The 24,660-nt window shown below is 70.0% G+C and carries 23 protein-coding genes; 9 read left to right on the forward strand and 14 right to left on the reverse strand.

Annotation, left to right across the window (positions count from 1 at the left end; genetic code table 11):
- Positions 1-78: 78 nt before the first annotated feature.
- The 7 genes from AV521_RS13045 to AV521_RS13075 all read right to left on the reverse strand — a co-directional run bounded on the left by AV521_RS13045 (position 79) and on the right by AV521_RS13075 (position 8,633).
- On the reverse strand, positions 79-1,356 hold the full coding sequence (locus AV521_RS13045; RefSeq protein ID WP_179023044.1) for a thymidine phosphorylase: 1,278 nt from the start codon (positions 1,354-1,356) through the stop codon (positions 79-81).
- An 87-nt stretch (positions 1,357-1,443) separates the two neighbouring features.
- A complete protein-coding gene (locus AV521_RS13050; protein WP_076087773.1) occupies positions 1,444-1,848 on the reverse strand; it encodes a cytidine deaminase in 405 nt (134 codons plus the stop codon).
- Entirely contained in the window at positions 1,845-3,131 is a 1,287-nt protein-coding gene (locus AV521_RS13055) for an ABC transporter permease (protein WP_076087775.1), read from the reverse strand. Before AV521_RS13055 ends, AV521_RS13050 begins: the two co-directional genes overlap by 4 nt.
- Positions 3,131-4,258, reverse strand: coding sequence for an ABC transporter permease (locus tag AV521_RS13060; RefSeq protein ID WP_076087777.1), 1,128 nt, complete (start codon positions 4,256-4,258; stop codon positions 3,131-3,133). The genes AV521_RS13055 and AV521_RS13060 overlap by 1 nt, the downstream gene beginning before the upstream one ends.
- The gene (locus AV521_RS13065) at positions 4,255-5,781 is read right to left on the reverse strand and encodes an ABC transporter ATP-binding protein (RefSeq protein ID WP_076087779.1); all 1,527 of its coding nucleotides are present in this window, start codon (positions 5,779-5,781) and stop codon (positions 4,255-4,257) included. The genes AV521_RS13060 and AV521_RS13065 overlap by 4 nt, the downstream gene beginning before the upstream one ends.
- Before the next feature lie 252 nt (positions 5,782-6,033).
- A complete protein-coding gene (locus tag AV521_RS13070) occupies positions 6,034-7,089 on the reverse strand; it encodes a BMP family protein (RefSeq protein ID WP_076087781.1) in 1,056 nt (351 codons plus the stop codon).
- 308 nt (positions 7,090-7,397) lie between these two features.
- Positions 7,398-8,633, reverse strand: a complete 1,236-nt coding sequence (locus tag AV521_RS13075) for a M20 family metallopeptidase (RefSeq protein ID WP_179023047.1) — start codon at positions 8,631-8,633, stop codon at positions 7,398-7,400.
- Positions 8,634-8,866: 233 nt separating this feature from the next.
- On the opposite strand from AV521_RS13075, the gene AV521_RS13080 reads away from it, so the two are divergent.
- Positions 8,867-9,523 carry a class I SAM-dependent methyltransferase gene (locus AV521_RS13080; RefSeq protein ID WP_076087783.1) on the forward strand — a complete coding sequence of 219 codons (657 nt, stop codon included), beginning with the start codon at positions 8,867-8,869 and terminating at the stop codon, positions 9,521-9,523.
- Between the two features lie 10 nt (positions 9,524-9,533).
- Here AV521_RS13080 and AV521_RS13085 read toward each other — a convergent pair whose 3' ends face one another.
- Entirely contained in the window at positions 9,534-10,517 is a 984-nt protein-coding gene (locus AV521_RS13085; RefSeq protein WP_076087785.1) for a DUF1259 domain-containing protein, read from the reverse strand.
- A gap of 126 nt (positions 10,518-10,643) precedes the next feature.
- Positions 10,644-11,054, reverse strand: coding sequence for an ATP-binding protein (locus AV521_RS13090; RefSeq protein ID WP_076087787.1), 411 nt, complete (start codon positions 11,052-11,054; stop codon positions 10,644-10,646).
- A gap of 205 nt (positions 11,055-11,259) precedes the next feature.
- On the opposite strand from AV521_RS13090, the gene AV521_RS13095 reads away from it, so the two are divergent.
- Genes AV521_RS13095 through AV521_RS13105 form a run of 3 tightly spaced genes read left to right on the forward strand, consistent with a single transcriptional unit; the run spans position 11,260 to position 12,826 of the window.
- Entirely contained in the window at positions 11,260-12,111 is an 852-nt protein-coding gene (locus AV521_RS13095) for a helix-turn-helix transcriptional regulator (protein WP_076087788.1), read from the forward strand.
- 10 nt (positions 12,112-12,121) lie between these two features.
- Positions 12,122-12,316, forward strand: a complete 195-nt coding sequence (locus AV521_RS13100; RefSeq protein ID WP_076087790.1) for a DUF397 domain-containing protein — start codon at positions 12,122-12,124, stop codon at positions 12,314-12,316.
- Positions 12,317-12,346: 30 nt separating this feature from the next.
- Positions 12,347-12,826, forward strand: a complete 480-nt coding sequence (locus tag AV521_RS13105; protein ID WP_076087792.1) for a hypothetical protein — start codon at positions 12,347-12,349, stop codon at positions 12,824-12,826.
- 146 nt (positions 12,827-12,972) lie between these two features.
- Here the strand turns inward: AV521_RS13105 and AV521_RS13110 are convergent, their stop codons facing one another.
- The 4 genes from AV521_RS13110 to AV521_RS13125 all read right to left on the reverse strand — a co-directional run bounded on the left by AV521_RS13110 (position 12,973) and on the right by AV521_RS13125 (position 17,735).
- On the reverse strand, positions 12,973-14,124 hold the full coding sequence (locus AV521_RS13110; protein WP_076087794.1) for a hypothetical protein: 1,152 nt from the start codon (positions 14,122-14,124) through the stop codon (positions 12,973-12,975).
- A gap of 62 nt (positions 14,125-14,186) precedes the next feature.
- Complete coding sequence (locus tag AV521_RS13115) at positions 14,187-15,125, reverse strand: N-acetylneuraminate synthase family protein (RefSeq protein ID WP_076087796.1); 939 nt, start codon at positions 15,123-15,125, stop codon at positions 14,187-14,189.
- A gap of 13 nt (positions 15,126-15,138) precedes the next feature.
- Complete coding sequence (locus AV521_RS13120) at positions 15,139-16,377, reverse strand: N-acylneuraminate cytidylyltransferase (protein WP_076087797.1); 1,239 nt, start codon at positions 16,375-16,377, stop codon at positions 15,139-15,141.
- 17 nt (positions 16,378-16,394) lie between these two features.
- Complete coding sequence (locus AV521_RS13125) at positions 16,395-17,735, reverse strand: DUF6716 putative glycosyltransferase (RefSeq protein ID WP_076087799.1); 1,341 nt, start codon at positions 17,733-17,735, stop codon at positions 16,395-16,397.
- A gap of 198 nt (positions 17,736-17,933) precedes the next feature.
- Here AV521_RS13125 and AV521_RS13130 point away from each other — a divergent pair, with 198 nt between their 5' ends.
- The 4 genes from AV521_RS13130 (at position 17,934) to AV521_RS13145 (ending at position 22,503) form a co-directional block, all read left to right on the forward strand.
- Positions 17,934-18,911, forward strand: a complete 978-nt coding sequence (locus AV521_RS13130; protein WP_076087801.1) for a glycosyltransferase family 2 protein — start codon at positions 17,934-17,936, stop codon at positions 18,909-18,911.
- On the forward strand, positions 18,908-20,242 hold the full coding sequence (locus AV521_RS13135; RefSeq protein ID WP_076087803.1) for an alpha-2,8-polysialyltransferase family protein: 1,335 nt from the start codon (positions 18,908-18,910) through the stop codon (positions 20,240-20,242). The genes AV521_RS13130 and AV521_RS13135 overlap by 4 nt, the downstream gene beginning before the upstream one ends.
- A gap of 77 nt (positions 20,243-20,319) precedes the next feature.
- Positions 20,320-21,474, forward strand: a complete 1,155-nt coding sequence (locus tag AV521_RS13140; protein ID WP_179023049.1) for an acyltransferase — start codon at positions 20,320-20,322, stop codon at positions 21,472-21,474.
- A 93-nt stretch (positions 21,475-21,567) separates the two neighbouring features.
- The gene (locus AV521_RS13145; protein WP_076087804.1) at positions 21,568-22,503 is read left to right on the forward strand and encodes a class I SAM-dependent methyltransferase; all 936 of its coding nucleotides are present in this window, start codon (positions 21,568-21,570) and stop codon (positions 22,501-22,503) included.
- Between the two features lie 59 nt (positions 22,504-22,562).
- On the opposite strand, the gene AV521_RS13150 is transcribed toward AV521_RS13145, so the two are convergent.
- On the reverse strand, positions 22,563-23,213 hold the full coding sequence (locus tag AV521_RS13150; protein WP_076087806.1) for a TetR/AcrR family transcriptional regulator C-terminal domain-containing protein: 651 nt from the start codon (positions 23,211-23,213) through the stop codon (positions 22,563-22,565).
- A 71-nt stretch (positions 23,214-23,284) separates the two neighbouring features.
- Between AV521_RS13150 and AV521_RS13155 the strand changes: the two genes are divergently transcribed.
- Entirely contained in the window at positions 23,285-24,655 is a 1,371-nt protein-coding gene (locus tag AV521_RS13155) for an FAD-dependent monooxygenase (protein WP_076087808.1), read from the forward strand.
- Positions 24,656-24,660 lie beyond the last annotated feature (5 nt).

Consider the following 24,660-nt stretch of genomic DNA (forward strand, 5'->3'; position numbering starts at 1 on the left):
CACCGGCGATGGGCCCGCCGGAAACGCCGAACGGGACCGGCGCCGGTCCGCCGATCCCGTTCACCCGACATCACCTGGTCAGGCGATGCGCTCCAGCACCACCGGCGACGGCGTGAAGTCCGTCCCCGCGGCCGCGATGTCGTAAGAGCCCTCCACCGCCTGGAGTGCGTACTCGAAGCGCTCCGGGGTGTCCGTGTGCAGAGTGAGGAGAGGCTGGCCCTCGGTCACCGTGTCGCCCGGCTTGGCGTGGAGTTCGATGCCTGCCGCCGCCTGCACCGGGTCCTCCTTGCGGGCGCGGCCGGCGCCCAGGCGCCAGGCACCGACGCCGATGTCGTAGGCGTCGAGGCGGGTCAGGACACCGGAGGACGGGGCCTTGATGACGTGCTGTTCGCGGGACGTGGGCAGTTCGGCGTCCGGGTCGCCGCCCTGGGCCGCGATCACGCGGCGCCAGACGTCCATCGCGGAGCCGTCGGCCAGGGCCTTCGCCGGGTCGGCGTCCTTCACACCCGCCGCGTCCAGCATTTCGCGGGCGAGGGCGATCGTCAGCTCCACGACGTCGGCCGGACCGCCGCCCGCCAGGACCTCCACCGACTCGCGGACCTCCAGGGCGTTGCCCGCCGTGAGGCCCAGCGGGGTCGACATGTCCGTCAGGAGTGCGACCGTCTTCACGCCGTGGTCGGTGCCGAGGCCGACCATCGTCGACGCCAGTTCGCGGGCGTCGTCCAGCGTCTTCATGAAGGCGCCGCTGCCCACCTTCACGTCCAGCACCAGCGAGCCCGTGCCCTCGGCGATCTTCTTCGACATGATGGACGAGGCGATCAGTGGGATCGCCTCCACCGTGCCGGTCACATCGCGCAGCGCGTACAGCTTCTTGTCCGCCGGGGCCAGGCCGTCGCCCGCCGCGCAGATCACCGCGCCCGTCGTGTCCAGGACGTGCAGCATCTCCTCGTTCGAGAGCAGGGCGCGCCAGCCCGGGATCGACTCCAGCTTGTCCAGCGTGCCGCCCGTGTGGCCGAGGCCCCGGCCGGAGAGCTGCGGGACCGCCGCGCCGCAGGCCGCGACGAGCGGGGCCAGCGGGAGCGTGATCTTGTCGCCGACGCCACCCGTCGAGTGCTTGTCGGCCGTCGGGCGGGACAGGGCCGAGAAGTCCATGCGCTCGCCGGAGGCGATCATCGCCGCCGTCCAGCGGGCGATCTCGCGCCGGTTCATGCCGTTGAGCAGGATCGCCATGGCGAGCGCGGACATCTGCTCGTCGGCGACCTCGCCGCGGGTGTACGCGTCGATGACCCAGTCGATCTGTTCGTCGGTCAGCTCGCCGCGGTCCCGCTTGGTGCGGATGACGGAGATGGCGTCCATGGCCATATCTGTGGGCTTCCTTCCGGGAGGTGCGAAGGTGTACGGCCCCCCTGCGCGGATGCGGGTCAGGGGGGCCGTACGGCGTTGCTACTTGGTGAGATTGTCCGGGCCGAAGGCGTGGGGCAGCATCTCGGACAGCGGGAGGACGCCCGCGGGGGTGTCCAGGAGGAGGTCCGGGCCGCCGAACTCGTACAGCAGCTGGCGGCAGCGGCCGCACGGCACGAGCAGGGCGCCCTCGCCGTCCACGCAGGTGAAGTGCGTGAGGCGGCCGCCGCCCGAGCGCTGCAGATCCGAGACCAGGCCGCACTCGGCGCACAGTCCGAGACCGTAGGAGGCGTTCTCCACATTGCAGCCGGTGACCGTGCGGCCGTCGTCGACCCGGGCCGCCACGCCGACCGGGAAGCCCGAGTAGGGGGCGTAGGCGTGGGACATCGCCTCCCGCGCCACCTCCCGCAGCGCCTCCCAGTCGAACTCGGCGGCTTGCCGTGTCACTTGCCCTGGCCCTTCCGGTAGCGCATACCGTCCGCCTTCGGCATCCGCAGACGCTGCGCCGACACGGACAGCACCAGCAGGGTGACGACGTACGGCGTGGCACCCACGAAGTCGCTCGGGACCGTGTCGGTGAGCAGGTACCAGACCAGGATCACCGCGGCCATGACGAGGCTGATCACGCCCTGCAGCGCCGCCTTGCGGTACAGCTTCCAGCCTGCCAGGGCCACGAGCAGGACCACCAGCAGGAGCAGCAGCGCGTGGACGGTCGTACCGCCGTTGCGCAGCTGGAGGGCGTCGGAGTAGCCGAACAGGCCGGCGCCCATCGCCAGGCCGCCCGGACGCCAGTTGCCGAAGATCATCGCCGCGAGACCGATGTAGCCGCGGCCGCCGGTCTGGCCCTCCAGGTAGGTGTGTGAGGTGACCAGGGCGAGGAAGGCGCCGCCGAGTCCGGCGAGGCCGCCGGAGACTGCGACGGCCGCGTACTTGTAGGTGTAGACGTTGACGCCGAGGGACTCGGCGGCGGTCGGGTTCTCGCCGCAGGAGCGCAGCCGCAGGCCGAACGGGGTGCGCCACAGGATCCACCAGCTGGCGACGAAGAGCACCGCGGCCAGGACCGTGATCACGGACAGGTGGGTGATCAGGCCGCCGAGGATGCCGGCGATGTCGGAGATCAGGAACCAGTGGTGGTTCTCGATCGTCTGCAGGCCGTCGGAGAGGCCGGGCACGGTCACGTCCGGCAGCGAGGACACCGGCGGGGACTGCTTGGGGTTGCCGCCCGCGTTGGCCGCCGCGCCGCCGGCGAAGAACAGCTTGGCGAGGTACTGGGTGGCGCCGAGCGCGAGCAGGTTGATCGCGACACCGGAGACGATGTGGTCGACGCCGAAGGTGACGGTGGCGACGGCGTGCACCAGGCCGCCGATGACGCCGAAGCCGATACCCATCAGCAGACCGAGCCAGGGGTTGGTCTGCCAGCCGATCCAGCCGGCGCCGAAGGTGCCGAGGATCATCATGCCCTCAAGGCCGATGTTGACCACACCGGCCCGCTCGGACCACAGGCCGGCGAGACCGGCGAGACCGATCGGCACGGCGAGGCCGAGGGCAGCGCTGACCTGCCCGGCGGAGTCGAGGTCCTGGGTGCCGGTGATCACGCGGACAGCGGCCAGGAGCAGCAGCGCACCCGCGACGAGCATGAGGATCTGGCCGAGCGAGCGGCCCGAGCGCTGCGGCGCGCCCGCCGCCTTGGGCGCCGCGGGCGGCGGCGTGTCGGTCATCGTGGCAGTCATCACGCCACCTCCTGCTTCTTCGACTGGGCGGCGGCCTGGGCGGCGAGTTCGGCGCCGACCTTCTGCTGCTGGCGCTTGAGGCCGTAGCGGCGTACGACCTCGTAGGCGATGACGACGCACAGGACGATGACGCCCTGGATGACGCCGAGGATCTCCTTGTCGTAGCCCTGGAACTCCAGGTGGTTGGTGGTGCGCTCCAGGAAGCCCCACAGCAGGGCGCCGAGCGCGATACCGATCGGGTTGTTACGGCCGAGCAGCGCGATGGCGATGCCGGTGAAGCCGATGCCCGTCGGGAAGTCGCTGCTGAACTGGTAGCTGTCGTTGAGCAGGGTCGGCATGCCGATCAGGCCGGCCACCGCACCCGAGATGATCATGCTGGTGGCGATCATCTTCTTCACCGAGACACCGCTCGCGGCGGCCGCGCTCTCGGACTGGCCGACGGTACGCAGGTCGTAGCCGAACCGGGTGCGGCCGAGCACGAACCAGTACGTGATGCCGACGGCCGCGGCGAGGAAGATGAAGCCCCACAGGTCGCCGGCCGGGCCGGTGTTGATGCTGAAGAAGTGCGAGCCCGACGGCAGCGGCTTGGTGGCCACGACGGTGCCGCCCTGCTGGAGCTGGGCCAGCTTTCCGGGCTGGAGCAGGTAGGCGATGATCGCGGTGGCGATCGAGTTCAGCATGATCGTCGAGATGACCTCGCTGACGCCGCGGGTCACCTTGAGGATGCCGGCGATGGCCGCCCACAGGGCGCCGGTCGCCATGGCGCAGATCAGGATCAGCGGGATGGCGAGCCAGCCGGGCACGGTCAGCGCGCCGCCGAGGACGGCGGCGAAGAAGGCGGCGAGCCGGTACTGGCCGTCGACACCGATGTTGAACAGGTTCATCCGGAAGCCGATGGCCACCGAGACACCCGCGAGGTAGTACGTGGTCGCCTTGTTGAGGATGTAGACCTGGCTGTCGCTGGCGAAGCCGTAGGTCAGCATGTCATTGAAGGCGGGGCCGGGGTTCTTGCCGGTCGCGAGGATCACCAGGGCGGTGACGACGAGCGCGGCGACGACCGCCAGCACCGGCGCGGCGATGCCGAGGAACAGCCGCTCCTTGTCGATCCGTGAGGTCAGCTTGTTCATCGCTCGTCGTCCTCTGTGTGCTCCAGGTGGCCGGTGGCCGCACCCGTCATGGCGGAGCCCAGCTCTTCGGGGGTGATGGTGGCGGGGTCGGCGTCGGCGACCAGACGGCCGCGGTACATCACCCGCAGGGTGTCGGAGAGCCCGATCAGCTCGTCCAGGTCGGCGGAGATCAGCAGGACGGCCAGGCCCTCGCGGCGGGCCTCGCGGATGTAGTCCCAGATCGCCGCCTGGGCGCCGACGTCCACACCGCGGGTGGGGTGGGCGGCGATGAGCAGCTTGGGGTTGTGGCTCATCTCGCGGCCGACGATCAGCTTCTGCTGGTTGCCGCCGGAGAGCGAGGCCGCGGTGACCTCGATGCCGGGGGTGCGGACGTCGTACGCCTGGACGATGCGCTCGGTGTCGGCGCGGGCGGCCTTGGTGTCGAGCAGTCCGCCCTTGGAGTTGGGCTTCTCGGTGACGTGGCCGAGGATGCGGTTCTCCCATAGCGGGGCCTCAAGGAGCAGGCCGTGGCGGTGGCGGTCCTCGGGGATGTAGCCGATGCCGGACTCGCGGCGGTGGCGGGTGGGGGCGTGGGAGATGTCGGCGTCGTCGAGAGTGATCACGCCGGCGTCGGGGTCGCGCATGCCCATGATCGCCTCGACCAGCTCGGACTGGCCGTTGCCCTCCACACCGGCGATGCCGAGGACCTCGCCCTTGTGGATGGTGAAGGAGATCTGGTCCAGGACGATCCGCTCGATACCTTCGAGGTCGGTCTGCGCGAGGTGCAGCCCGTCCACCTTCAGCATCGGGACGTCCGTGACGGTGGACTCCGCGGTCTCCGGGGTGGGCAGCTCACTGCCGACCATCATCTCGGCGAGCTGCTTGGAGGTGGTCTTGGACGGCTCGGCCGTACCGACCGTCGTACCGCGCCGGATGACGGTGATCTCGTCGGCGACGGAGAGCACCTCGCCCAGCTTGTGGGAGATGAAGATGACGGTGAGGCCCTCGGCCTTCAGCTCACGCAGGTTGTCGAAGAGGGCGTCGACCTCCTGCGGCACGAGCACGGCCGTGGGCTCGTCCAGGATGAGGGTCTTGGCGCCGCGGTAGAGGACCTTGAGGATCTCCACGCGCTGGCGGTCGGCGACGCCCAGCTCCTCGACGAGGACGTCGGGGCGGACGTTGAGGCCGTACGCGTCCGAGATCTCCTTGATCTTGGCGCGGGCCTTGGCGCCGATGCCGTACAGCTTCTCCGCGCCGAGGACGACGTTCTCCAGCACGGTGAGGTTGTCGGCGAGCATGAAGTGCTGGTGCACCATGCCGATGCCGCGGGCGATGGCGTCGCCGGGATTGTGCAGGACGACCTGCTCGCCGCCCACGGTGATGGTGCCCTCGTCCGGCTGCTGCATGCCGTAGAGGATCTTCATCAGGGTCGACTTGCCGGCGCCGTTCTCACCGCACAGGGCGTGGACGGTCCCGGTGCGGACGGTGATGTCGATGTCCTTGTTGGCAACGACACCGGGGAAACGCTTGGTGATGCCGCGCAGTTCGACGGCAGCGGGAGGGCTGGACGCGTTGATGGCGCACTCTCCTCGGGGAAAGGGGCTGCGTAGGGGAGGTGGCAGGCGTCGGCGACGCTAGCGCGGCAACTCCACGCTACACGCGTAGAGTTGACACATTGTTATGGCTCGGCGGGGGCTCCCGAAGGCGCCCCGCGCCGAGCCTCAGACTCTCCCGGTCCGGCCGGGACCGTCGGTCACGACGGCTGTCGGTGACGACGACTCGGCCGGACCGTCAGGTCACGGGGTGGTCTTGACCTTGATCTGGCCGGAGACGATCTTCTGCTTCGCGGCGTCCAGCTTGGGCTGGATGTCGTTGATGAAGCCACCGCTCGTGGCGAGCGAGACACCGCCCTTGGCGAGCGAGTAGACGTTGTTGCCGGTGAGCGCCTTGCCGTCGTGGACGGACTTGATGAAGTCGTACACGCCGACGTCGACGTTCTTGACCATGGAGGTCAGGATCGCGCTCTTGTACTGGGCGAGACCCGGGATGTTGTACTGGTCGGAGTCCACGCCGATGGCCCAGGCACCCTTGGCGCCGTGCACGGCCTCGATCGCGCCGTTGCCGGAGGAGCCGGCGGCGGTGTAGATGACGTCGGCGCCGTTGTCCAGCATGCCCTGCGCGGCCTGCTTGCCCTTGTCGGGGCTGGTGAAGCCGGAGAAGTCCTGGCCGTGGGACAGGTACTGGACCTCGACCTTGACCTTCGGGTTGGTGTCGTGCACGCCCTGGACGTAACCCGCCTCGAACTTCTTGATCAGCGGGTTGTCGACACCGCCGATGAAGCCGACGTGGTCCTTCTTGGTCTTCAGCGCGGCGGCGACACCGGCCAGGTAGGAGCCCTGCTCCTCGGTGAAGGTGATGCTGTTGACGTTCTTGGCGTCCACCACCGAGTCGACGATGCCGAAGTTGGTCTTCGGGTACTTCGCGGCGATCTTGGTGACGGCGGGGGCGTAGGAGAAACCGACGGCGACGATCGGGTTGTAACCGGCGTCCGCCAGGTCCGACAGCCGCTGCTCGCGGTCGGCCTCGGTGTCGGAGGTCTTGGCGGTCAGCTCCTTGATGGAACCGCTGAACTCCTTCTGGGCCTTGTCGGCACCGCGCGCGGCGGAGTCGTTGAAGGAACGGTCACCACGGCCGCCGACGTCGTAGGCGAGACCGATCTTGACACCCTTGCCGCCGCCCGTGGAGGAGGACGAGGTGGTGTTGTCGGAGGACGTGCTGCCACACGCGGTGGCAGTCATGGCGAGTGCTGCGGTGGCGATACACGCAGCTGAAAGCTTGGCTACCCGGCGCACGGGAGGCTCCTTCACCTGACCTGAGCGCCTTGCAGGCGCTTGATGTGAGCACCATGCCAGTGCTCGAGCCGAAACGCCCCGGCGGCGTCGGCTTCGCGGCATCGTAACGCGCGTAGATGTCGCAAAAAACCCTCTCTCGAAGCCGTTATCGATTCGAGGCAAACAGCATCTGAACTCGCGGTCTTAGCCCGCTCACGCCGCTGTTGCACACGATGTGCAAATGGCTCAAGAACGTGTTGCGCCAGTCAGGGGAACGGCCCCCGCGGGGGCCACGCGCCCGGGTTCTCTCTTTTAGATCTTGAAAGGCCCTAGCCCTGTACGCCGTTCGGCTCCAGGAAGGCCGCTGCCGTGAACATCTCCACGCCGACCTTGATCGCATGCTCGTCGGCGTCGAAATCCCCCTGGTGGAGGTCGCGCACGACGAGCTCGCCGGGGCGTCGTACACCGAGGCGGGCCATGGCACCCGGCACATGCTCCAGATACCAGGAGTAGTCCTCGCCGCCGAGGCTCTGCTCGGTGCTCTCGACGGAGCGCCGGCCGCGCCGCGCGACCATCGCCCGGCGCAGCAGCTCGGTGGACTCCTTGTCGTTCACCACCGGCGGCACCCCGCGCACATAGGTGATCTCGGACTTGGCCCGGTGCAGGGTGGCGACCTCGTCGATGGCCGCGTGCACGATGTCGGGGGCCTGCCGCCAGGCGTCCAGGTCCAGGCAGCGCACGGTCCCGGACAGCTCGGCGTGCTGCGGGATCACGTTCGGCGCGTGGCCCGACTCGATCCGGCCCCAGGTGAGGACCAGGCCGACACGCGCGTCGACACGGCGGCCGATCACCGCGGGCACGTCGACGGCGACGCGGGCGACGGCGGTCACCAGGTCGGTGGTCAGATGCGGCCGGGCGGTGTGCCCGCCGGGCCCGTCCAGGGCGACCTCCAGCCGGTCGCAGGCGCTGGTGATCGGCCCGTGCCGCAGCCCGATCTTCCCGGCGTCGACGCGGGGGTCGCAGTGCACCGCGAGCATCCGCCCGACCCCCTTCAGCACGCCGTCCTCGATGGCGTCCAGGGCGCCGCCGGGCAGTACCTCCTCGGCGGGCTGGAAGAGCAGTCGCACCGGGCGGGGCAGCAGGCCCTTGGCGTGCAGGTCGGCGAGCACGAGCCCGGTCCCGAGCACGACGGTCGTATGCACGTCGTGTCCGCACGCATGCGCCCGGTCGGGCACGGTCGACCGGTACGGGCAGTCGGTCTTGGTGTCCGGGATGGGCAGGGCGTCGATGTCCGCGCGCAGGGCCAACAGGGGTACGGCCGAGCGCTCGCCCTCGGCCACACCGATGTCACAGACGAGTCCGGTTCCCTTGGCGAGCACCCGGGGCCGAAGCCCGGCCCGCTCCAGCCGCTCCTTGATCGCGGCTGTCGTACGGAACTCCTGATTGCCCAGCTCAGGGTGCATGTGCAAGTCGCGACGGAAGGCGATGAGTTCGGCGTGCAGGGCTTCGCTCAGCACGCCGGGGAGCACATCCCCCGCGAGGCCGGCCTCGGACTCTAGGGACATCAATTGCTTCACCCTCTGAAGGGTAGGACGCCCGGGTGGTCAACTACCCCTCGATCAACAAAAGTTCAGCCCGTTAGGGGAAGAAAATCTGACCGGCGGACGCATGGCGGCGGACTCGGATGGGTACAACCTCTGTTTCTCCTTCCACGCATACCACGCCTCGCTACAGTCTCGCTCAACATGTCCAGGAACCGGACCCCGTCCCGGTCTCACTGTCGGTAAGGTCCGCAGCCGTGACCGAGACCTTCCTGCGGACGACCCGCAGCTCCTACGACGCGATCGCCAAGGACTACGCGGCCCGGTTCCCGGCCGGCGGCTGGCATCCGTTCGACCGCACCCTGATCACCGCCTTCGCCGAGCTGGTCACCGAGCACGGCACGGCCCCGGTGGCCGACGTGGGCAGCGGCCCCGGCCACGTCACCGCGCTCCTCGACGAGCTGGGCGTGCCCGTCTTCGGCGTCGACCTCTCCCCCGCGATGGTGACGCTGGCCCGCGACACATACCCCCAACTGCGCTTCCACATCGGCTCGATGACGTCCCTGGACCTGCCGGACGCCACCCTGGGCGGCATCCTCGCCCTGTACTCGACGATCCATGTACCCGACGCCCACCTGCCGACGGCCTTCGCCGAGTTCCGCCGCACCCTGCTGCCCGGCGGCCACGCCCTCCTCGCCTTCCAGACCGCCACGGAACCCGGCCGGCGACACCTGCCGGAGCGCTTCGGCCACGAGATCGACCTGGACTACTACTGGCGCACTCCGGACCAGGTCAGCGCCCTGCTGACGGAGGCGGGCCTGGAGCTGGTGGCGACGGTACGCCGGGAACCGACCGCTGAAGAGACCCTGGCCCGGGCGTTCGTGCTGGCCCGCAGACCCGCCGCCGAGGCCTGAGCCGGGCCGGTCAGGACCGGGACGCGAGGTTCGTGGCCGCTTTGGCGGTCTGGAGGGTCCGGGCCAGGGGCACGGCGTCGCCTACGGCCCAGAAGTGCAGGTAGAAGAGGCGGGGCTGGTCGTTCAGAAAGTGATTGTGCAGCTCGACGACGCCGATCCCGCCGCTCCGCAGGATCTTGATGACCCGCTGCACCTCGTCGGCGATCATGACGAAGTCCCCGGTCACGGCGGCACGCCCACCCCCTACCGGGAAGAAGGTGACAGCAGTCGTGACTCCCATGGCGCCCGGCACGACACGGCCGCCGTCGCTGACCGTCTCCTGGCGGGCGAAGGAGAAACGGTAGCCGTCCTCGCTCCTGCCCCTGGCGCCGAGCGCGGCGTCGATGGCGGCGGTGTCGAGGCCGGCCGGCGGTGCCGTGTCGGGCTGACGGGGCCCGGGGGTGGCGGTGGCGTCCAGGCCGGCGCGCATGGCGCGGGCGAGGGCCACCGGATCGACGGCGACCCCATGCACATGCGTCCACCACAGCTGGGGCCGATGGGCGGGAAGATGCTTGTGAATCGCGGTCTGCGCCAGACCATGATCCTGCAGGGCATCGGTGACCCGCTGCAGCTCGCCCTCGGTGGCGACCACGTCGCCCATGAGCATCGTGCGGCCGTCCGGGTAGCGGGCGAACGCCGCGAACGACGCCTCCACCAGCCCGCCGACCCCGTGCGAGGACAGATCCAGGTCATAGCGGGGAAACGTCAAGCGGTACACGACCCCGTCCGCACCCAGCCCACCCACCCCGTCCAGCTCCTCGGCCACGGCCCGCCAGTCCGCCGGAAGGGTCACGACGGGGTACTGGAGCGACTCGGTTACGTCACCGCGGCCGTCCTCCCCGAGCCGGTCGAGAGCCTGCGCCACGGGCCCCTCGGCCAACGCGGAGCCCAGCACGCCGCCTGCCACGAGGAACCCACGCCGCGACGTCCGAAGCGTGCCGCCGTTCGACTCCATGCGCCGTCCTCTTGTCCCTCGACCGACTGTTCGGATCAGACAGGATGAACGACTCGCACACTGGGCCGTGGACGCCACGACCGGGTTTCGCCTGGTCGCGGGACCGGACTACGGCGTTTGCCACGGTCACGCGGCGCCCAGCTCACACCACACGTACTTCCCCCGATCCCCGAACCGAGCCGTCGGCTGCCACCCCCAGTACTCCGCACAGGCCTTCACCAGCCCCAGCCCTCTACCGTCCTCCAGCTCGGCCACCTGCTCCAGCGGCCGTGGCGGGTCCGGCGGGGCGGGATCGGTGTCCCAGGCCCCGATCCACACGGTGCCCTCCGGGGTACGGCGGACCCTGAGGGCGGCGGGCCCCTTGGTGTGGCGTACGGCATTGGAGACCAACTCGGTCGCGAGGAGTTCGGCGGTGTCCACAATCCCGATCAGCCCGTGCAGGGTGAGGATCAGGCGCAGGGTGCGGCGGCAGACGGTGACGGCTCTGAGGTCGTTGGGGATGTAGAGGGTGTAGTCCCAGGCTTCGTTTTCGGGCATGCGTCATCAACTCCGGTACATGGGAGGGGATTTTGCGCGCGGTGGCAATGCCGCAGCCGTCATGGCGGGGCGGAGCGGTGCGCTTCCGCTGCGTGTGCGTTGCATCACTGACGGTAGAGCAAAAATTTTTCCCCCCGCAAGTGAGTCGCGTAATCTGACGCCCGAACGAGGCACCGCAGCAAGGCGGTTGAAGGCGGAGGAACAAATGGCGCCGAGAAGCCAACCCACGGCACGTCAGGTGCGCCTGGGCAGCGAACTGCGCAGACTGCGAGAGGCAGCCGGCTTGAAAGCCCGCGAGGTAGCCGGGCTGCTCAGTTCCACCTCCGCCCAGATGAGCCAGGTCGAGGCGGGGCTCGCGGGCGTCAGCGAGGAGCGAGTACGGCGACTCGCAGCCCACTACGCCTGCCCCGACGAGGCATACGTCGAGTCCCTGGCAGCAATGGCCACCGACCGCACGCAGGGATGGTGGGAGGAGTACCGGGGAGTGCTGCCGCCCGTGTTCCTCGACGTAGCCGAGACGGAGCACCACGGCACGTTCCTCCGCGAGGTCGTCACCAGCCACGTCCCCGGCCTCCTCCAGACTCCGGACTACGCCCGCGCCGTCTTCGGCTACATGGTTCCTGAGCTGCCGGAGAGCGAGCTGCTACCGCGAGTCGAGCACCGGATGAGGCGCAGATCGGTGCTGGAACGGGACACCCCGGTCCCCTACGAGACGATCGTCCACGAGGCGGCCCTGCGCATTCTGGTCTCGGACCGTCGTACCGCTCGCGTTCAACTCCTTGAGATTCTGGGCGCGATCGAGCGAGGGCACACCACTGTGCGTGTCATCCCGTTCGCCAGAGAGGGGTTCGCCGGTGCCGGGATCGAGATGATGTACGTGGGAGGTCCACTTACCCGGCTGGATACCGTGCTACGCGACGCCCCGCACGGCACTGCGTTCATCGATGCCGAATCCCAACTGGCGCGCTTCCGGGCCCTGCTCAATAAGGTGGGCAAGGCAGCACTGGAGCCCGTGACGTCACGGGACTTCATCCACCGCATGACGAAGGAACTGTGAGGCGCCCCGCATGACCCAGGCCGTCCGCTGGCAGAAGTCGTCGTACTCCGGCGGAGGCGACGGCAACACCTGCGTCGAAATCGCGGACCTCGACACCCACATAGCCGTCCGCGACTCGAAAGCCCCGGCAAGAGCAACCCTCACCATCCCCACCGAAGCCTTCGCCCCGTTCATCCAATCCCTGAAAGAGACGCAGCAGCCTTAGGCACCGTCCGGTGCGGATACGGTCAACGCCGTGATCAGTCAGATAGTGACGCTGGTGGGCGTGCTGGTGGGAGCGTTGACCTCGTACCTGTCCGTCACCGTGGCCGAGCGGACCAGGCATCGCCGCTCGATGGCAACCCGCTGGGACGAACGGAAGCTCAACGCGTACGTCGAGTACGCCACGTGTGTGAAGGAGGTGGTTGGCGTTGCGAAATCCGCTCGCCGGGCCGAGGAAGGCTCAGAAGCTCACAAGGAGTTCATGGCCGCGATGGAGGAAGGCGAGCTCAGACGCTCGGCGCTCTTCGAAACGCTCATGCTGCTGGCAGCTCCTCCAGCCATTGAAGCAGCCCATGTAATCAACGTGGCTCTGTGGGAGAGGCTGGACCGGGCGCGCCGGCATGACCCTCCGTCCGTGGCCGATGTCGATGAATTTCACGAACTCCTGAACACGTATCACGACCGGGCACGAGAAGACCTGGGCATCAGCAACGACTCGTGGCAAATCGGCTGAGGCCGTCTCCGGACGCCAGGGACCACCCGGTCTTGGCCGACCCAACAACTCACGCACCTGGATCGAATGGGCTGTAAGACGCCTGTCCGATCCGCAACAGTGGGTGACCCGGCCCCCCCCCGCTCAGTCAAGGGACGCCAACGCCCCTACGCCGGTGTGGTCACCGCCGCCAGCCGGTGGACGTCCCGGGCCGTCCCGGTGACGCCCGACAGGAAGCCCTGGGCCCGGGGGGAGGCGTTCTCGGTCAGCCAGGTCGGGTCGATGTCGCAGACCGCCACGCGGACCCCCGTTCCGGCCAGCGCCAGCGGCAGGGTGTGGACGACCGTCGACGGGAAGCTGAGGATCGTACGGCCGATGGGGCCGCGGCGGGCGATCAGTTCCAGGGGGAGGTCCGGGCGGACGATCTCCAGGCCGGTCTCGGCGGCCAGGCGGTGGAGCTTCTGCGCGCTCTCCCGGCGGTGCGCGAAGTAGCGGGTCGCGCCATGGGCCTTGGAGAGGGTGCGGACCGCTTCCACGTAGCGGTCACCGTCCACGACGCCCGTCTCCACCAGGGACGTGCCCACCATGTCCGAACCCTTGGTGATGCGTGGCGGGCCGAAACGGGCCCGGGTCCAGGCGAAGTCGTTGACCGTGACCGTCACTCCGTCCGGCGTCTCCGTCACCGGCATGGAGGAGAAGACCTCGACCCGGCGGCGGGCGCTCGGCGTGAGGCGGCGGCGGGCCGACGAGGAGACGGGAGCGAAGAGCAGGTCACGAGCGCCGCGGCGGCCGCCCTTGCGGTGCCAGCGGACCAGGCGTTCGCCGCGGGCGAGTTGGGCGACGAACTCCATCGTCGCCGTGCCGTCGTCCACGACGACCAGGTCGCGGGCCCGGGTGATCGTCAGCAGCAGTTGTACGTAGCGGGAGAAGGGGTCTCCCATCACGATGCGGTCGGCCCGGCGGAGCGCCCCCGCCAGGCCGCCGATCGTCGAGAAGGGCGCGGCCGTACCGCCCCGCGCGTTCTCCCAGCGCACCCGGTACCCCTCGTCCCGGGCCAGGTCCGCCATGCGGCGCAGCTGGCCCCGGCTCATGGGGTCGGTCGGGGACAGGACGACGACCGTGAGGTCCGCGCCGGCCGGTGGCGAGTCGCCGGCCACCGTCCGCCTCACTTGCGCGGGCACGGATCCCAGCGGTTCCGGCTGCGCGCCGCGCAGGCCCTGCAGATGCGCCCACTCCAGCACGTTCAGCAGCTGGACCGGGCTCTCCACGAAGGCGAGCGTGCGGGGAGGGTGGCCGGCGTGACCGGCGCGGGGGCTCATCGGCGTACGACCGTCCCGTCGTAAGGAAACCCGTGAGGGAACCAGTTGAGCGATCAGAACACTCAGACCGTGACCGGCTCGCCCGCGGCCGCGGCGATCTCCGCCTCGGCGACGACGCCGGCGACGCGGCGCAGCTTCTTCATCGGGCCCAGCTCGGAGTCGTAGACCTTCTTGACGCCGTCACCGAGGGAGGCCTCGATGGTGCGGATGTCGCGGACGAGGCGCGTGAGGCCCTGCGGCTCGACGGAGGCGGCCTGGTCCGAACCCCACATCGCGCGGTCGAGTGTGATGTGACGCTCGACGAAGGTGGCGCCGAGGGCGACGGCGGCCAGCGTGGTCTGCAGGCCCGTCTCGTGGCCGGAGTAGCCGATCGGGACGTTCGGGTACTCCTTCTCCAGCGTGTTGATCACGCGGAGGTTCAGCTCCTCGGCCTTCGCCGGGTACGTCGAAGTGGCGTGGCACATCAGGATGTTGTCCGAGCCGAGGACCTCGACCGCGTGGCGGATCTGCTTCGGGGTCGACATGCCCGTGGAGAGGATGACGGAGCGGCCTGTCGCGCGCAGGGCGCGCAGCAGCTCGTCGTCCGTCAGGGACGCGCTCGCGACCTTGTGGGCGGGGACGTCGAACTTCTCCAGGAAGGCGACGGCCTCGGTGTCCCACGGGGAGGCGAACCAGGCGATGCCCTTCTCCTCGCAGTACTCGTCGATCTGGCGGTACTCGTCCTCGCCGAACTCCACGCGGTGGCGGTAGTCGATGTAGGTCATCCGGCCCCAGGGGGTGTCGCGCTCGATGTCCCACTGGTCGCGCGGGGTGCAGATCTCCGGGGTGCGCTTCTGGAACTTGACGGCGTCGCAGCCCGCCTCGGCGGCCACGTCGATCAGCTTGAAGGCGTTCTCCAGCTCACCGTTGTGGTTGATGCCGATCTCGCCGCAGATGTAGACGGGACGGCCGGGGCCGACCTCGCGCGAACCGAAGGAACGGGTGCGGGAGTTGCTGCTCATGGGGGAGATGTCCTTACTTGGGGAGGGAATCGAGAGAGGGGCCGAGGATCCAGCTGGCGATCTCTCGGATCGCGCCGTCACCGCCGGGGACAGTGGTGACCGCGCGTGCGGCGCCGCGTACGACGTCGTGGGCGCTCGCGACCGCCACGGGCCAGCCGACGAGGGCGAAGCACGGGAGGTCGTTGACGTCGTTGCCGACGTAGAGCACGCGCTCCGGCGCGATGCCCTGCTCCTCGCACCACTGCTTCAGCGCGAGGTCCTTGCGGTCGATGCCGTGCAGCACCGGGAGCCTGAGCTTCCGGGCCCGGGCGGCGACCACGGGGTTCTGTTCCGTGGACAGGATCAGCATCTTCAGACCGCTCTTGCGCAGGGCCGCGATGCCGAGGCCGTCGCCGCGGTGCACGGAGACGAACTCCCGTCCGTCGGAGTCGATCAGCACCCGGTCGTCGGTCTGGGTGCCGTCGAAGTCGAGTACGACCGCGTCGATGTCGTCGGCGGTCGGCAGCGAACCGGGGTGGTCCGCGTCGAAGAGCGGGGCCAGGGCGCGGGCGCGGGCCAGGTCGTGCGGGTCGTCGATCTCCAGCACGCGCGCCGGGTCGGTGCGGACCAGCTCGGTGTGGCCGAAGAAGCGGTGCTGGTGCTTGCGGAAGCCGGCCGCGTCCATCGCGTAGGCGGCGCCGGTCTCCAGCAGGTCCTGCGGTCGGTCCTGGCGGCGGGGGCGGAAGGACTTGTCGTGGTTGACGCCGAAGCCGCCGGCCGGCGCGCCCGGGGTGTCCGCGCCGTTGCGCCAGATGAACCCGTGGAAGGGGGCCACCGTGACCGCCGTGTCCGCGCCGTTCTCCACGACCGCGCCGACCACCCCGTCGATGTCCTCGCGGACGATGAACGGGCTGGTGCACTGTACGAGCAGGACGACGTCGACGGCCGCGCCGTGCAGCGCCTCGTGGGCGTCCATGGCGTGCAGGACCGCGGCCTCGGAGGTCGCCGTGTCCCCGGCGATGGCGGCCGGGCGCAGCACGACCTCGGCGCCGGCCTCCCGGGCGGCGGCGGCGATGGCCTGGTCGTCGGTGGAGACGACGACATCGGTCACCAGCCGGGTCGCCCGGCACTCGCGGACCGCGCGGGCGACCAGCGGGACGCCGCCGACGGGCGCGAGGTTCTTCGCGGGCACGCCTTTGGAGCCGCCGCGTGCGGGGATCACCGCGAGCACCCGGCGCACCGAAGCGCCTTGGCCCGCTTCCGGGTTGGACATGGGGTCTCCTTGGAAGATCACAGGTCCCCCATCCGCCGGATCACCGGGGCGACCCGCTGCACGCCGTGGCGGTAGGCGCCACGCGCGGCGCGGCGCACGATCTGGCGGACCGGTCCGGGCTCCTTGTCGGCGGCGGGCGCACCGGGCAGCGGGACGCCGTCGGGGCCGAGGTGGTGCCGGGCGAGGATGCCGGGCAGATAGCCGGGTGCGGTCTCGGGGGTGTAATAGGGGTTCAGGGGCGGCAGCCCGCCTGGTCGGTCCAGCAGCTTGGCGATGCGTTCACGGGCGGTGTCGAACGCGGTGGCGTAGGTGCCTCCCCCGGAGGGGGTACCCCCAGCGGCGACGCCCTGCCGGGACACCCACTCCGCGTCCGGCGCCGGCCGGTGCCCGGCGTCGAGCTGGTCCCAGGAGGCGAGGCAGCCGGAGCCGGTGAAGTGGTGGTTGCCGAGCACCTCGCGCACGCCCAGGTCGGTGAGGACGACCGTGGGGATACGGCGGTGCAGGGCTTCCAGGGCGGCCGTGGAGCTGACTGTGACCAGCAGGTCGGTGCGGTCCAGCACCCCGCCCATATGGCCGTACACCAGACGGAAGTTGGCGGGCAGGTTCCTGCCCTGGACCAGCTTCTGGTACGGCAACTCCTCGATGTGGGTGGTGTGTTCACCCGGCTTGGAGCGCAGCTTCAGCAGCACCTCGCGCTCGGGGTGCTTACGGGCGTGCTGGATGAGCCGGTTCAGCAGGTACGTGCGGTCCTTGCGGCTCTCCGGGACGGACGGCTGGGCCGCGAACACCACGGTGTACGGCCTGTGTTCACCGCTGTACGGCGCCCCGCCGAGGAAGGGCAGGGCGACCTCGGTGACCGAGGAGGCGTCGGCGCCCACGCCCTCGTACACGGCCCGGAACCGGTCCGCGTCGTGCCGGGAGTTGGCGAGGACGAGGTCCGCGCCGTGCCGCAGCAGCAGTCCGTCGGCGAGCTTCTCGTAGACGACACCGACATAGCCGGTGACGACGGCGGGACGCCTGCCGGCACCGGCCCAGGTGGCGCGCAGGCCGTGCAGCATGGCCTGGACGCCGCCGCCTACGAGCGCGAGGATGAGTACGTCGTACGGGTCTTCGCCGGTTCCACCCATGGCACGCAGGAACTCGACGCCGGTGACCTCACGCAGGGAGTCGGACCGGACGCCGACCTCCTTCAGCTGGCGGGCTGTCGGGGTGGCGCGCCCCCGCAGGAGGTAGCCGTCGAGCCGGATCTCGGCGTCCGTGGGAGCGAGGCGACTGGCGGTGAGCGCACCCCACTTCCACCGGGTGTCCGAATCGGCGAGGACGGCGACCCGCAGGGACTTCGTAGCACTTGCTGGCACGCCGAAGACGCTAGAAAGCCATTCCGAGGTTCCGCCCAACCCGGATGCAACAAACGGTTAACAGCACATCGCCGAATGGCGAATCGGGCCGTCAAGGCATGGGAAAAGAGGCTGGTTCACAGCTTCGCCACGTGCCGTTCACCCAGCATCAAGCAGACAGTCAAGACGAATGACGGGCTTCCCCCTAACGTCCCTGAGGTGGTCAAGCTCTCCGTCATCGTGCCGTTCTACAACGTGCAGCAATACGCGCCCGACACGCTCAGAAGCCTTGTGGCGAACGCGCGTGAGGACTTCGAATTCATTCTCGTCGACGACTGTTCCCGCGACGGGACACCGGAGATTCTCGCGCGCGCGGAGCGCGAGCTGCCCGGGGCCGTCTTCGTCCGGCACGAGCAGAACGGGGGGCTGGCGACCGCGCGCAACACCGGTATCGACCGAGCGCGCGGCGAGTACCTGACCTTCCTGGACGGCGACGACTGGCTCGCGCCCGGCTACTTCCCGCAACTGGTCTCCGCCATAGACGAGCTGGGCTGCGACTTCATCCGCACCGACCATGTGCAGTGCACCGCGCGCTCGCGCCAGGTGTTCCGGGTGCCGGTCGGCCGGCGGGGCGTGGTGCTGAGCCCGCGCGAGGCGATCCTGCCCGCCGACCGGTCGACGTCCGTGGACTACGCGTACGCCTGGGCGGGCATCTACCACCGGCGGCTGGTGGACAAGGGCCTGCTGCACTTCACCGACGGGCTGCGCACGGCCGAGGACCGGCCGTGGATCTGGAAGCTGCACCGGGAGGCGGAATCCTTCGCCGCGGTGAGCATGCTGGGTGTTTTCTACCGGCGCGGGGTCGCCTCGTCACTCACCCAGATCGGTGATGTCCGGCAACTCGATTTCATTCGGGCATTCGATCAGGTCGTCGCGGAAACCGCTCAGGACCGGGATGCGGACGAACTGCTGCCGAAGGCGGTCCGCACCTATTGCGCCATCATTTCCCATCATCTGGGATCCATCGAAAGGTTCGAGCCCCCGGTGGCGAGAAAACTGAAATCCATGAGTGCCGCGGCCCTGCGGCGCATGCCGCAGGACGTGCTGGACGACGCGCTGGACTCGATGGACATCCAGCGCGCCGGCAAGCTGCGCCGGCTGCGCCGCCGTCCCGCCTCCGCCGGGGCCGCCGCGTGACCACTCAGATCTTCCAGGCGTCCACCCTGTACGGCACGGCCACCCTCGCCGCCGCCCTGGACTCCGGCTGCTTCGGCCCGGCCGACCGGCGGATCCTGCTGGTCTGCAACAACGCGGCCTCGCCCGAGACCACGCCGGCGCTGGACGAGGCGCCAGGCTTCGAGAAGCTCCGCGACCGCTTCGACGAGGTGATCTCGTACAACGAGACCATCTTCCCGTTCCACCCGGGCGGCTGGGCACCCCGCGTGGACGACATGCCGCTGTGGGAACGCTTCCTGCGGCACGAGTGGCAACTGGGCGACGACGACGTGGAGTTGGCCGTCGAGTCGATCCAGGTCAACCCGTCCCTGGCGCTCGGCCAGATCTTCACCGGCGCACCGGTCACGGTCTACGCCGACGGCCTGATGAGCTACGGCCCCACCCGCAACAAGATCGACCCGCTGGTCGGCACCCGGGTGGACCGGGTGCTGCACCTGGACCTGGTGCCGGGCCTGAAGCCGCTGCTGCTCACCGAGTTCGACGTGCCGGGCGAGATCGTGCCGACGGCCGCGTTCACCAAGGTGCTCGCCGCGCTCGCGCCCTCCGGTGCCGAGTTGCCTGAGGTCGAGGAGCCCGCGCTGCTGCTCGGCCAGTATCTGTCGGCGCTGGACATCCTCACCGCCGAGCAGGAGGAGAACCTGCATCTGCGGATGCTGAGGGGCGCGGCCGCACTCGGGCACAGCAAGGTGGTGTTCAAGCCGCACCCGTCCGCCCCGCCCAGCTTCACCCGCTCCCTGGAGCAGGAGGCGGAGAAGCTGAAGGTCGAGCTGACCGTGGTGGACACGCCGGTCCTCGCCGAGGTGCTGTTCCAGCGGATGCGTCCCGCGCTGGTCGTCGGCTGCTTCTCCACCGCCCTGCTCACGGCGAGGGCGCTCTACGGCCTGCCTGTCGCCCGGATCGGCACCGAGCCGCTGCTGGAGCATCTGGCGCCGTACGAGAACAGCAACCGGGTCCCGGTGACCATCGTCGACGCGCTGCTGCCCGAACTCGGCGACCACGCCGGGGTGACCGAGCAGCGCGCCGGCATGGACGTCGAGGTGCTCGGTGAGCTGATCCGTGCGGTGGGCTTCGCGATGCAGCCGAAGATCTACCCGGGCCTGCGCGAGCACGCCGAGACCTGGCTCGCCAAGAACCTGAACGGGCGCACCGTGCGCTACTTCAAGCGCCGGCGGCTGTCCTCGCTGGCCCTGCCAGGTGGGGTCCCCGCCCAGCTGGCGTTCATCCCGCGCAACGCGACGGTCCGCCGGGTGGCCCGCACGGCGCGCAGCCTGCGTCAGCGCGTACGCGGCTAGCCGGGCGGGAAGCGTTGCCGCGGCAGGAGCCATCAGCGGCTGCGCCGTGAAGACCCGAACCAGGAAGGAAACCGCACATGGCTGCTGCATCATCTCCCGGCCTCGCCACCGCACCCGGTCCCCTCATACCCCAAGCGGCGCCCGGCCCCGCGGCCGGCGGGCGCGGGAGCCGTCTGCTCGCCCTGGACGGTCTGCGGCTCGTCGCCGCGCTGATGGTCTGCCTCTACCACTACGTCGGGCGCGGCGGTGTGGTCTCCGCGTCCTGGCACGGGAGTCCGGCCCACCTCTTCCCGACCCTGTCCGGGGCGGCCGTCTACGGCAATTTCGGCGTGGAACTGTTCTTCGTCATCAGCGGTTTCGTGATCTGCATGAGCAGTTGGGGCCGCACCCTCGGCGACTTCTTCCGCTCCCGCGTCGCGCGCCTCTACCCGGCCTACTGGGTCGCGCTGGTCCTGGTCACGGGCGCGTCCCTCGCCCTGCCCGTCGTGGTCCACGCGGTCCGGCTGGACGAGTTCCTGGTCAACCTGACGATGCTCCAGCAGCCGATGGGCGCGACCCGGGTCCTCGGCGTGTGCTGGACGCTCTGGGTCGAGGTCCGTTTCTATGTGCTGTTCGCGCTGCTCGTCGTCCTGCGCGGGGTGACCTACCGCCGGGTGGTGCTGTTCGCCTGCGTCTGGACACTGGCGTCGGTGCTCTGCCACAGCACGAACAACAACCTGCTGAACCAGGTGGTCATGCCCCAGTACGCCCCATTCTTCATCGGCGGTCTGGCGCTGTATCTGATCCACCGCTTCGGCAGCGACCTGCTGACGTGGGGCATCGTCGCCATGTCCTGGCTGCTCGCGCAGCGGGAGGCCACCCTCGGCCTGTGGGGCCCGCATCCGCACCGCGACCCGTACGTCGTCATCCTGATCGTCACCGTCGCCTTCGCGGCCGTCGCCGTCGTGGCGCTGGGCTGGACGCGGTGGGCCTCCTGGTCCTGGCTGGTCACGGCCGGCGCGCTGACGTACCCCTTCTACCTGATCCACGAGCACCTGGGCTGGTTCGCGATCCGGGTGCTGCACCGGAGTCTCGGCCTGCCCGCGTGGCCGACGCTCGCCGTGACCGTGCTCGGGATGCTGGGGCTGGCGTGGCTGATCCACCGGTTCGTGGAGCGTCCGTTCGGCCCGCGTCTGAAGAGGGCGCTGAAGGGGCGGAAGTTGGCCAGTCGTTCATCCGGGCTTGGGTTTTGAAGGGACCCTGCGGGCAGGCACCGTAGAGCCCACGCCCTCACAGGCCCCCCGCAGGGATCCCACAGACGCCGTACAAGGGAGTGCCCACTCCGCATGGCCACCATCCAGGAAACGACGCGACCGCCCCGATGTCTCGATGACGTCCCCGGCTGGTTCCCGGTGCTCGACCAGTTGCTCTTCGACTGGTTCCTGAACCGGCAGGAAACCGCCGGGATGCGGGGTGATCTGCTGGAAGTCGGCGTCTACATGGGCAAGAGCGCGATCTTCATAGGGCGGCACCAGCAGCCCGCCGAGCGGTACACCGTGTGCGACCTCTTCGAGGGCGACGCCCCGGACGACGCCAACCGGGCCGAGTCGACGAAGTCGTACAGCGCGCTGACCCGGCGCGTCTTCGAGGAGAACTACCGCTCGTTCCACGACGAGCTGCCCCGGGTGCTCCAGGGGCCCAGTTCCGTGGTCCCCACCGAAGTCGCGCCCCGCTCCTGCCGGTTCGTGCACATCGACGCCTCTCACCTGTACGAGCATGTGCACGGCGACATCGGGGCCGCGCACGATCTGCTGCTCCCGGACGGCATCGTCGTCCTGGACGACTTCCGCTCCGAGCACACCCCCGGAGTCTCGATAGCGACCTGGGAGGCCGTGCTCAACCGCGGCCTGCGCCCCGTCTGTCTGAGCACCCAGAAGCTGTACGGCACCTGGGGCGACCCGGAGCCGGTCCAGGAAGAGCTGCTGGCGATGGTGCGGGAGCGGTCCGACTGCCATCTGAGCGTCCAGGAGGCCGCCGGGCACCGGATCGTCCGGCTGAAGTCGAAGGGCATGCGGGCACCGGATTTCCCGCCCGCCAAGCACGCGGAGGCCACCGAGGAGCCGGTGCCGCAGGAGCCGGCGGCACCAAAGCCCGCTCCCGCGCCGTCTCCGGCCCGGCCCGCACCGCGCCGGAGCACGAGCCGGGCCCGCAAGGTCGCCGTCGATCTCCTCCCGCCGGTGGTCACGAGGGCGATCCGCAACGCCCGCGCCGCCCGGAAGTGAGAGCCTGTGTCACATCCCCGGCCGGACCAGCGCGCGGGATGTGACACAGGCTCTACGGCTCAGCCGATCCCGTACCGCGCCCCGACACCCGCGACGACGATCGCCAGCCCCTCCTCGAACTGCGCGTCATAGCCGTCGAAGAGCAGCTGCCCGGCCTCGGCGGCCAGCGGGTACTCGGCCAGCCGCCGGGCGCGGTCAGCGATGTCGTACCCCTCCCGGCGCTCGCCCGGGAGGGGCTGCACGCCCTGTTCCTCGATGACGAAGCCGACGGTGTACGCGCTGCTCGTACGGCCCGCGTGGACGGCCTGGGCGAGGGTGAACCCGGCCTGCGTCAGCAGCCGCAGGTTCGCCTCCAGCGCGGGGGCGTGCTCCGTGCCCGTGAAACGTGAACCGCTGAAGACCTTCGCCCCGTCGCGGTAGCCGAGCAGCGCGGCCCGCAGTCCGCGGTTCGACTTCAGCAGCCGTTCCTGCCAGGTGTCGGCGGGATCGAGCGCGGCACCGGCGACCATCCGCCGGTACATCTCCGTCGCCATCTCGTCCAGCAGCGCCTGCTTGTCCTTGAAGTGCCAGTACAGCGCGGGCGCCTTGACGTCCAGTTCCTTGGCGATGGCACGCAGGGTCAGGCCGTCCAGACCGACCTCGTTCAGCAGCCGCAGGGCGGTGTCGGCGACGCGGCGGCGGTCCAGGGGGACGCGTTTCTCGGGGCTCACACTTGACAGCTTAACAGCGTTAAGGGCACGCTCATGAGCGACGGCACTTAACGACGTTAAGGAGATAAGTCATGGATGTCCTGATCGTGGGCGCGGGCCCCACCGGCCTGGCCCTCGGCATCGACCTCGCCCGGCGCGGCGTGGACGCGCTGGTCGTGGAGCGGGCGGAGAGGCTGTTCCCCGGCTCGCGCGGCAAGGGGATCCAGCCGCGTACCCAGGAGGTCTTCGACGACCTCGGCGTACTGCAGGCGATCCGGGCGGCCGGCGGCCCCTACCCGCACCGGATGATCTGGAAGGACGGCGAGCGGGTCGGAGAGCAGCCGCTGTTCGAGCCGGTGGAGGCGGACGAGGGCGCGCCGTACACCGAGCCGCTGATGGTCGCGCAGTGGCGCACGCAGGAGGTCCTCCACGCCCGGCTGACGGAGCTGGGGGGCGAGGTGGCCTTCGGGCGCGAGGTGACGGGTCTGGGACAGGACGCGGAGGGCGTGACCGCACACTTCGCCGACGGTACGACCGCGCGCGCGGCGTACGTCGTCGCCGCCGACGGCGGCCGGTCGGCCGTCCGGCGTGCGCTGGGCGTCGGCATGGCCGGGGAGACGGTCGATCCGGCGCCGTTCCTGGTGGCGGACGTGCGGGTGAACGGGCTCGACCGGGACTACTGGCACGAGTTCCCCAAGGACGACGGCAGCGCCGTGGCCCTGTGCCCGCTGGCCGGCACCGACGCCTTCCAGATGCAGGTGCGCCTCGCGGAGGGCACGGAACCCGACCTGTCCCTGGACGGCATCCGCAAGCTGGTCGCCGCCTACACGCACCTCGGCGCAGAGGACGTCACGGAGCTGCGCTGGGTCTCGGACTTCCGGCCCCGCGCGGCGCTGGCGGACCGCTTCCGGGTGGGCCGGGTCCTCCTCGCGGGCGACGCGGCACACATCCACTCACCGGCCGGCGGCCAGGGCCTGAACACCAGCGTCCAGGACGCCTACAACCTGGGCTGGAAGCTGGGCGCGGTGCTGCGCGCCGGAGCGCCTGACTCGCTCCTCGACACCTACGAGGAGGAGCGCCGGGTGAACGCGGCGGCCATGCTCGACCTGTCGACGGGGGTGCACCGCGGCGAGGTACGCCGCGGAAAGGCGACGGTACAGCTGGGCCTGGGCTACCGGGAGTCGTCCCTGAGCGCGGAGACGCGGAAGAACCCGCCAGCCGTCCAGGCGGGCGACCGCGCCCCTGACGGCATGGTGTCCGGCATTCGCCTCTTCGACGCGCTCCGGGGCCCGCACTGGACCCTCCTGGGCGCGGAAACCTCCCTCCCCGGCGTCCGAGCCCTCCCGGCGGCCCCGGAGTCCTACGGCCCGGGCGTCTTCCTGATCCGCCCGGACGGGTATGTGGGCTGGGCGGGCGACTCGTCGGATGGGGCCAGGGAGTATCTCGGGCACTTCTCGGGGTGAGACGG

This window comes from Streptomyces sp. IMTB 2501 (genome assembly GCF_001953885.1).
Taxonomy (GTDB): Bacteria; Actinomycetota; Actinomycetes; order Streptomycetales; family Streptomycetaceae; genus Streptomyces.

Excerpts from the sequence above, each read along its gene's own strand:
- AV521_RS13045 (WP_179023044.1), bottom strand. The coding sequence starts at position 1,356 with ATGGACGCCATCTCCGTCATCCGCACCAAGCGGGACCGCGGCGAGCTG.
- AV521_RS13055 (WP_076087775.1), bottom strand. The coding sequence starts at position 3,131 with ATGACTGCCACGATGACCGACACGCCGCCGCCCGCGGCGCCCAAGGCG.
- AV521_RS13060 (WP_076087777.1), bottom strand. The coding sequence starts at position 4,258 with ATGAACAAGCTGACCTCACGGATCGACAAGGAGCGGCTGTTCCTCGGC.
- AV521_RS13075 (WP_179023047.1), bottom strand. The coding sequence starts at position 8,633 with ATGTCCCTAGAGTCCGAGGCCGGCCTCGCGGGGGATGTGCTCCCCGGC.
- AV521_RS13085 (WP_076087785.1), bottom strand. The coding sequence starts at position 10,517 with ATGGAGTCGAACGGCGGCACGCTTCGGACGTCGCGGCGTGGGTTCCTC.
- AV521_RS13090 (WP_076087787.1), bottom strand. The coding sequence starts at position 11,054 with ATGCCCGAAAACGAAGCCTGGGACTACACCCTCTACATCCCCAACGAC.
- AV521_RS13095 (WP_076087788.1), top strand. The coding sequence starts at position 11,260 with ATGGCGCCGAGAAGCCAACCCACGGCACGTCAGGTGCGCCTGGGCAGC.
- AV521_RS13100 (WP_076087790.1), top strand. The coding sequence starts at position 12,122 with ATGACCCAGGCCGTCCGCTGGCAGAAGTCGTCGTACTCCGGCGGAGGC.
- AV521_RS13110 (WP_076087794.1), bottom strand. The coding sequence starts at position 14,124 with ATGAGCCCCCGCGCCGGTCACGCCGGCCACCCTCCCCGCACGCTCGCC.
- AV521_RS13115 (WP_076087796.1), bottom strand. The coding sequence starts at position 15,125 with ATGAGCAGCAACTCCCGCACCCGTTCCTTCGGTTCGCGCGAGGTCGGC.
- AV521_RS13120 (WP_076087797.1), bottom strand. The coding sequence starts at position 16,377 with ATGTCCAACCCGGAAGCGGGCCAAGGCGCTTCGGTGCGCCGGGTGCTC.
- AV521_RS13140 (WP_179023049.1), top strand. The coding sequence starts at position 20,320 with ATGGCTGCTGCATCATCTCCCGGCCTCGCCACCGCACCCGGTCCCCTC.
- AV521_RS13145 (WP_076087804.1), top strand. The coding sequence starts at position 21,568 with ATGGCCACCATCCAGGAAACGACGCGACCGCCCCGATGTCTCGATGAC.
- AV521_RS13155 (WP_076087808.1), top strand. The coding sequence starts at position 23,285 with ATGGATGTCCTGATCGTGGGCGCGGGCCCCACCGGCCTGGCCCTCGGC.